General features: G+C 73.5%; 7 protein-coding genes. 3 read left to right on the top strand and 4 right to left on the bottom strand.

Going from position 1 to position 6,647, the window contains the following annotated elements; translation table 11 throughout:
* On the top strand, positions 1-877 hold an 877-nt coding region (locus HW577_RS18050), incomplete at its 5' end, for a hypothetical protein (RefSeq protein ID WP_198377535.1).
* A gap of 192 nt (positions 878-1,069) precedes the next feature.
* Here HW577_RS18050 and HW577_RS18045 read toward each other — a convergent pair.
* From HW577_RS18045 to HW577_RS18030, 4 genes are all read right to left on the bottom strand, one after another.
* Positions 1,070-1,819: an SDR family NAD(P)-dependent oxidoreductase gene (locus HW577_RS18045; protein ID WP_198377534.1), complete on the bottom strand. Its 750-nt coding sequence runs from the start codon at positions 1,817-1,819 to the stop codon at positions 1,070-1,072.
* A gap of 65 nt (positions 1,820-1,884) precedes the next feature.
* Positions 1,885-2,874: a tetraacyldisaccharide 4'-kinase gene (gene lpxK, locus HW577_RS18040; protein ID WP_198377533.1), complete on the bottom strand. Its 990-nt coding sequence runs from the start codon at positions 2,872-2,874 to the stop codon at positions 1,885-1,887.
* A complete protein-coding gene (locus tag HW577_RS18035; RefSeq protein ID WP_198377532.1) occupies positions 2,874-4,250 on the bottom strand; it encodes a 3-deoxy-D-manno-octulosonic acid transferase in 1,377 nt (458 codons plus the stop codon). The genes lpxK and HW577_RS18035 overlap by 1 nt, the downstream gene beginning before the upstream one ends.
* Positions 4,247-5,023, bottom strand: a complete 777-nt coding sequence (locus HW577_RS18030; protein WP_198377531.1) for a lysophospholipid acyltransferase family protein — start codon at positions 5,021-5,023, stop codon at positions 4,247-4,249. The genes HW577_RS18035 and HW577_RS18030 overlap by 4 nt, the downstream gene beginning before the upstream one ends.
* Before the next feature lie 151 nt (positions 5,024-5,174).
* On the opposite strand from HW577_RS18030, the gene HW577_RS18025 reads away from it, so the two are divergent.
* A complete protein-coding gene (locus tag HW577_RS18025; RefSeq protein WP_198377530.1) occupies positions 5,175-6,329 on the top strand; it encodes an efflux RND transporter periplasmic adaptor subunit in 1,155 nt (384 codons plus the stop codon).
* Between the two features lie 119 nt (positions 6,330-6,448).
* A partial coding sequence (locus HW577_RS18020) for a hypothetical protein (protein WP_419956595.1) occupies positions 6,449-6,647 on the top strand: 199 nt, incomplete at its 3' end.

Below are 6,647 nucleotides of genomic sequence, written 5' to 3'. Positions count from 1 at the left end.
CGCGCTGGCGGGCGTGCTGCTCGCGCTCGCGACGACGGTGCGGGAGGCGACGCCCTACCTGCTGCTCGGCCTGCTGCCGGCGGCGGCGATCGCGGCGGGGCCGGGGCGGCGCCTCGCCGGCATCGGCCTGGTGGTCGCGCCGGTGGCGCTCACCGCGGGGCTGATGGTGGCGGACAATCATCGCCGGTCCGGCGCCGCGGTGCTGTCCACTACGCGAGCCATCGTCATGGTCCAGGCGACGCTGCCGCTGGCGGCCCGCGGCCTGCCCGTGTTCGACGGCGACGACCTGTTCGACCGCGCGGCGCGGGAGACGGTGGTGCCGCGGGGCTTCGCGGGCATCGATCCGCTGCTTGCGCGGCTGCACGCGGCGGGCATGACCTCCCCCGAGATCGCCGCCATGGCATCCGCGCGCTACGCGCGCACCTGGCGGCGCTTTCCGCTGGAGATGCTCCGGGCGATGGCGGTGCGCTTCCCGCTCAAGACGCTGTTCGTGACCTTCCAGCCGATCGACATGGCGGCGGATTTCGCACGGGTGGCCGGGGAGCCGCGCCCCTGGTTCAGCCGCAACGACCAGTTGCTGCGCCGCGCGGGGGAAGGATCGATCGCGGCGATCCTACTGTTGCCGTTGATGGTGGTGAGCCGCATCGTGGCGCTGCTGGTCAGTGCCGCGGCGATCGCCGCGCCGCTGCTGATCGGGCGGGAGGATCCGCGCCGCTGGCCGCTGTTCGGCGCCTGGCTCGGCTGCGCCGCGCTCGTTGGCATCTACCTGCCGGTCCATCTGGAGCAGCGGTACCTGGTGCCGATCGTGCCAATGCTGTGCCTTCTCGGCGTGACGGCACTGGTTGCGCTGCGCGCGCGCCGAAGGGCGACGGCCTGACCCCCATCAACCGAGGCAAAGGACGGATCGAGGCCACGCCTCGAAGCGCGAGCGCGAATGCGTGACCGCGCCCAGACCAACAGCCGCCGCCGGCACACCAGCCCACGGCGCGCAGGCAAAGCGGCCGGATGGCCGCCGCCCGCCGTCCGAAAGGCGGACCAAGACTCCGCCCGCCGTCTGAGGGACAAAAAACTACGTCTCCGCCCCGCCATTCACCTGCAGCATCTGCCCGTTCACGAAGGCCCCGCCATCGGAGACGAGCAGGCGCAGCACCGCCGCCACCTCCTCCGGCCGCCCCTGCCGGCCCACCGGCACGCGCTGCACGATGGCCTGGCGGTACTTGGCCGCCGCGGCGTCGGCATCCTCCTCGTCGGACGCGATGGGGCCCGGGGAGATGGCGTTCACCGTCACGCCCTTCGGCCCGAATTCCTTCGCCAGCGCCTTGGTCAGTCCCCAGACGCCGTGCTTGGCGACCGAGACCGGCGCGCGGCCCGCATAGCCATGGATCGCGTTCATGCCGGTGAAGTTCACGATGCGCCCCCAGCCGGCCGCGAGCATGCCCGGCAGGCAGGCGCGGGAGAGCCACACAGCGGCGTCGAGGTCGACCGACATGACGCGGCGCCACTCGTCGTCGCTCATCTCGAGGAAGGGCTTCTGCGGTCGCAGCGCCGCGTTGTTCACCAGCACCTCGACGGCGCCGAAGCGCGCGATGCCCTCCGCCGCGATGCGCGCGCAGGATGCGGGGTCGCCCACATCGCCGATGGCGATCAGCGTCGCCGCGCCGCGCGCCGCCGCCTCCGCCGCCACGCGATCGAGCGCGGCGCGGTCGGACGACCCGTTGAGCACGAGGTCGTACCCGTCCTCGGCCAGGGTCAGCGCGACCGCCCGCCCGATGTTCCGCCCCGCGCCCGTGATGAGCGCCGCCTTGCGCCGTGCCGCCATGCGTCCGATCCCCCCTTTGGAATACGCTGTCTGTCTAGCGGCGCCGGCGCCGGCGCGGGAGGGGGTCAGGCCGGAACCGGGACCCGTGCCGCGAGCGGGTCGAGCAGCCCCTCGATCGCCGCGGGCTCCTCCCATTCCAGCCGGATCGTCACGACGGTGACGCGGTTGCGGAAGGCGGGCGGGATACGCACGAAATCCTTGCGCGTCGTCACCGGCGTGGCGCGCAGCGCCTCGGCCTGGGCCAGCAGGTCGCGCAGGTCGCCCTCGTCGAAGGGGTAGTGGTCGGCATAGGCCTGGCGACCGGCGAGGAAGGCGCCGGCTTCCTGCAGCGTGGTGAAGAACTTGCGCGGATTGGCGATGCCGCAGAAGGCAAACACGGGCTGGCCGGCGAGCAATTCGGCCTCGGGTCCCGGCTTCAGCGTGGCGCGCAGCACCGGCAGGCCGGGCGGCAGGGCGGCGAGCGCGCCCGTCTCGTCCTCCCCGATCAGCACCGCGGCGCGGCAGCGGGACGCGGCGGCGGCGACCGGTTCGCGCAGCGGCCCGGCTGGGATGATACGCCCATTGCCGAAGCCGTAGGACCCGTCGATCACGAGCAGCGAAAGGTCCTTCTCCAGCGTCGGGTTCTGCAGGCCGTCATCCATGACGATGGCCTGCGCCCCGGCGGCGACGGCGGCCTGCGCGCCCGTGGCGCGGTTCGCGGCGACCCAGGTCGGGCGCTCGGCGGCGAGCAGCAGCGCCTCGTCGCCCACCGCGGTGCTGTCATGCGCCGCGGTGTCGACCCGCGTCGGTCCCTTGAGCCGCCCGCCATAGCCGCGCAGCAGGAAATGCGCGCCGATGCCGCGATTGCCGAGCCGCCGCCCGATGTCGAGCGCGACGGTCGTCTTCCCAGCCCCGCCCGCGGTCGCGTTGCCGCAGCAGATGACCGGCACGGGCGCCTGCCAGCCGGCACGCGCCATCCGGCGCGCCGTCGCGGCCGCATAAAGGGCGGAAACCGGCGAGAGCAGGAAAGGCGCAAGCCCCCCGCTGCCGCCGCTCCAGAATTCAGGAGCGCGCATCAGACCCTGTCGTCCACCTTCCCCGTCTCCGGCGGCCCGGATGTTTCCGGTGTCGCCAGCCCCCGGCCGCCCGGCGCGGCCGCCCTATCGTCCCCGGTCGGCAGCAGCGGCAGCAGGGCCGCGGCGATCCGCCCGGGCAGGCCGGCCTCCTCGGCCGCGATCGAGAGGGCGGCCTCAGCCTGGGCCCGCGCTCTCGCCTCATTGGTTAGCATGGCGGAAACCGCCTCGGCCAGCGCCCCCGCCGGATCGGTTCCGGGATCGATCCGGGTGAGGCCGCCGGCGGCCTCCATCCGGCGGAGGATCTCAGCAAAATTCCAGGTGTGCGGGCCGAGCAGCACGGGGCAGCCGAGGCGCGCCGGTTCCAGCGGGTTCTGCCCGCCATGCGGCACGAGCGAGCCGCCGACGAAGGCAAGGGCCGCCAGCCGGTAGAACAGGCCGAGCTCGCCCAGCGTGTCCGCGACCAGGACCGCCGTGTCCGGCCCGGGATCCTCGCCCAGGGACCGGCGCGCGAGCGGCAGGTCCCCCGCCAGCGCGGCCACCTCGGCCCCGCGCTCCGGGTGGCGCGGGACGATGATCGTGAGCAGTCCGGGATGGCGCGGCGCGAGCCGCCGGTGCGCCGCGAGGGCCAGCGCTTCCTCCCCGGGATGGGTGCTGGCGGCGAGCCAGACGGGCCGGCCGGCGGCCAGGGCGCGCAGCCGCTCGAGCGCCGCCGTATCCACCGGCAGCGGGGGCGCGGCGTATTTCAGGTTGCCTGGAACGCGCACATCGGGTGCGCCAAGCGCGCGGAGCCGCGCCGCATCCTCAGCCCCCTGCGCCAGGATCAACGTGAAGCGGGAGAGCACGGCCCGCGCGAAGCCCGGCGCGCGGGCCCACGAGCCGGCCGACCGCGCCGACATCCGCGCATTGACCAGCGCGAGCGGGATGCCCCGCCGTGCCGCTTCCGTCAGCAGGTTCGGCCAGAGCTCGGATTCGACGAAGACCGCGGCGTCGGGCCGCCAGCCATCGAGGAAGCGCGCCACCCAGGCAGGGACGTCGAGCGGCACGAAGCGATGCGTCACGCGACCAGCGAGCTGGGCCGGCAGGCGCCGGGCGAGGAGCGTGGCCGAGGTGACGGTGCCGGTCGTGACCAGCAGGTTCAGCCGCGGCTCGGCACGGGTCAGCGCGTCGATCAGCGGCAGGATCGAGACGGTCTCCCCCACGCTCGCCGCGTGCAGCCACAGCAGCGGGCCGTCGGGCCGGGCGGCACCGTGGCCGTAGCGCTCGGGGATTCGCTCCGCGATTTCCTTGCCGCGGGCGGCACGGCTGCGGAGATGCAGCGGCAGCAGCGGCGAGACAGCGGTGGCGGCGAGGCGCCAGGCGAGGGCGAGCGCGCTCATGGCGAAGGCCGGGGGGAGAAGGGAACTTCTCCCCCCGAACCCCCCTCAACCTTTTCCGTGACCACAGAAGGGAGGTGATTCGGGGGAGGTTCCCCTCCTCCGACCGTCGCCAGCCTGTCCGCGGTTTCGCACGCCGCGGTGAGCGCGGCGGCGATCCGTGGCAGCGCTTCCGCGGCCTGGTCGCGCGCCACCACGACCGGCGCCCCCACCACCGCGAAGCCCCGCCCGAAGGGCAGCGGAAAGCGCATCCGGTCCCAGGACCGCGCAAGCCGCATGCGCGTCGAGGCCACCGCGCAGGGCAGCACCGGCACGCCCGTGAGTGCCGCCAGCTGCGCGACACCCGGGGCCGCGACGCGCGCCGGCCCGCGAGGCCCGTCCGGCGTGATGACGGCCACGCCCCCGCCCGAGAGGATGCGCGCCAGCCCCCTCAGTCCAGCCGCGCCGCCCTTGGAGGAGGAGGCATGCACCACGTCGATCCCGAAAGGCCGCACGGCGGCCGCGATCAGCCGTCCGTCCCGGTGGCGGGAGATCAGCACCTGCGCCCGCCGCCCCCCCTGTGGCACGCGCCGGCCGAGCAGCCGCCAGCCCAGCGCCGCGAGCGGCAGCCTTTCGTGCCAGAAGGCGAGGATCATCGGCCCTCCGGCGAAGGGACGCGCATGGTCCTCCCCCACCAGGGTCCAGCGCGTGGTGGCCCAGACCAGGCGGAGATAGAACGCGACGAGACGCGCCAGCATCCCCTGCACGGCGGGGTGGCGGATCAGTCGTTTCGCCATCGGGTCGGGCCGGCAGTGCGGGTCACGACGGCGGCCCTACCACGGCCGGCGTTGGGGGCGAAGTCGGTGGGTCGCTGACTTAGCGCATGTTCACTTTGCCGCGACGCGTCAGAATGGGATGGTGCGACTGCGATCGGTGCGAGGGCGGTACGTGACAGCGAGAGTTTTCCGTGTGGGCGCGCGCGTGGCGGCGGTGGTGCTGCCCATGCTCCTCCTGGCTGCCTGCAAGGACGAGGCGCCGGCGCAGTCGCGGCCATCCGCAGCGCCGCCCACCGTGTTCGTCATACGGGCGGAGCGCGAGCAGATCGCCCAGGCCGCGGAATTCATCGGCCGCGTCGAGGCGATCGACAAGTTCGAGGCGCGCGCCCGCGTCACCGGCTTCCTCCAGACACGCCACTTCAACGAGGGCGACCGGGTGAAGGCGGGCGACCTGCTCTACACGATCGAGCAGGCGCCCTTCGCCGCCGAGGTTGCGATCCGCCAGGCGCGGCTCGATCGGGCCGAATCGGATCTGCGCAACGCCACGCTCCAGGTCGAGCGCGGGCGGGAGCTGCTGCGCACCAACGCGATCCCGCAATCCACGGTCGATGATCGCGTGACCGCCGAGGCGCAGGCGCAGGCGGATGTCGCCGTGGCACGCGCGCAGCTCGAACAGGCGCGTATCCAGTACAGCTACACCGAGATCCGCGCCGTCTTCGACGGGCGGGCCGGGCGCGCCCCGCTCAGCCCCGGCAACGTGGTCGGGCCGGATTCGGGCGTGCTCGTCACCGTCGTGCGCGACGACCCGATCCGCGTGAGCTTCCCCGTCACGCTGCGCGAATTGCTGCGGGTGCGCCGCGCCGGCGGACGCGAACGGCACGAGGTGCTGCTGCGCCTGCCCGACGGTTCGGTGATGGAAGCGATCGGGCGGATCGACTTCCTGGACGTGACCGCGAACCGTTCGACCGACACGATCATGGTCCAGGCCGTGGTGCCGAACACCGAGCAGCTGCTCACGGACGGCCAGGCGGTGACCGTGCTGGTGCGCGAGGCGGAGCGGCAGGAGGCGATCGTCATCTCCCAGTCCGCGATCCAGATCGACCAGCAGGGGGCCTTCGTGCTGGTGGTCGGCGCCGAGAATAGGATGGAGGTGCGGCGCATCCGCACCGCGCCGGGGCCGGCGGGCCGGGTCATCGTCACCGAGGGGCTGGAACCCGGCACGCTCGTCGTGACCGAGGGCGGCAGCCGCGCGCGCCCGGGCCAGCCCGTCACGCCGCGGCCACAGGAAGCGCCGCCCCGCGACGGCGCCGCCCCCCGCGCCGGCTGAATGCCCATGGAACCAGACAGGCCAGGCATCGTGATCACCTCGGCGACGATTGCGGGGCAGGGTTCTTCCCCCGCGGGCTCCCATGCTGCCGCTGCGTTGTACGAACACAGGACTTGCGCATGAGCGTCGAGCAGCATCCCGCCGCACCGCATCACGTCCCGTGGTTCGTGCCTGGCCCGGACGGGAGCGATCCGCTGCTGGTGGGCACCGGCATCTTCCTGGTTGTTGCCGTGATCTGCTTCGGCATCCTGTTCCTGCGGCTGCACACGCTGCCGGAACGCATGGCCCATGGCAGCAAGAAGATGCAGTTCGAGATCG

This window comes from Neoroseomonas rubea (assembly GCF_016106015.1).
Lineage (GTDB): Bacteria > Pseudomonadota > Alphaproteobacteria > Acetobacterales > Acetobacteraceae > Neoroseomonas > Neoroseomonas rubea.
This window is presented reverse-complemented; position numbering and strand designations above follow the sequence as displayed.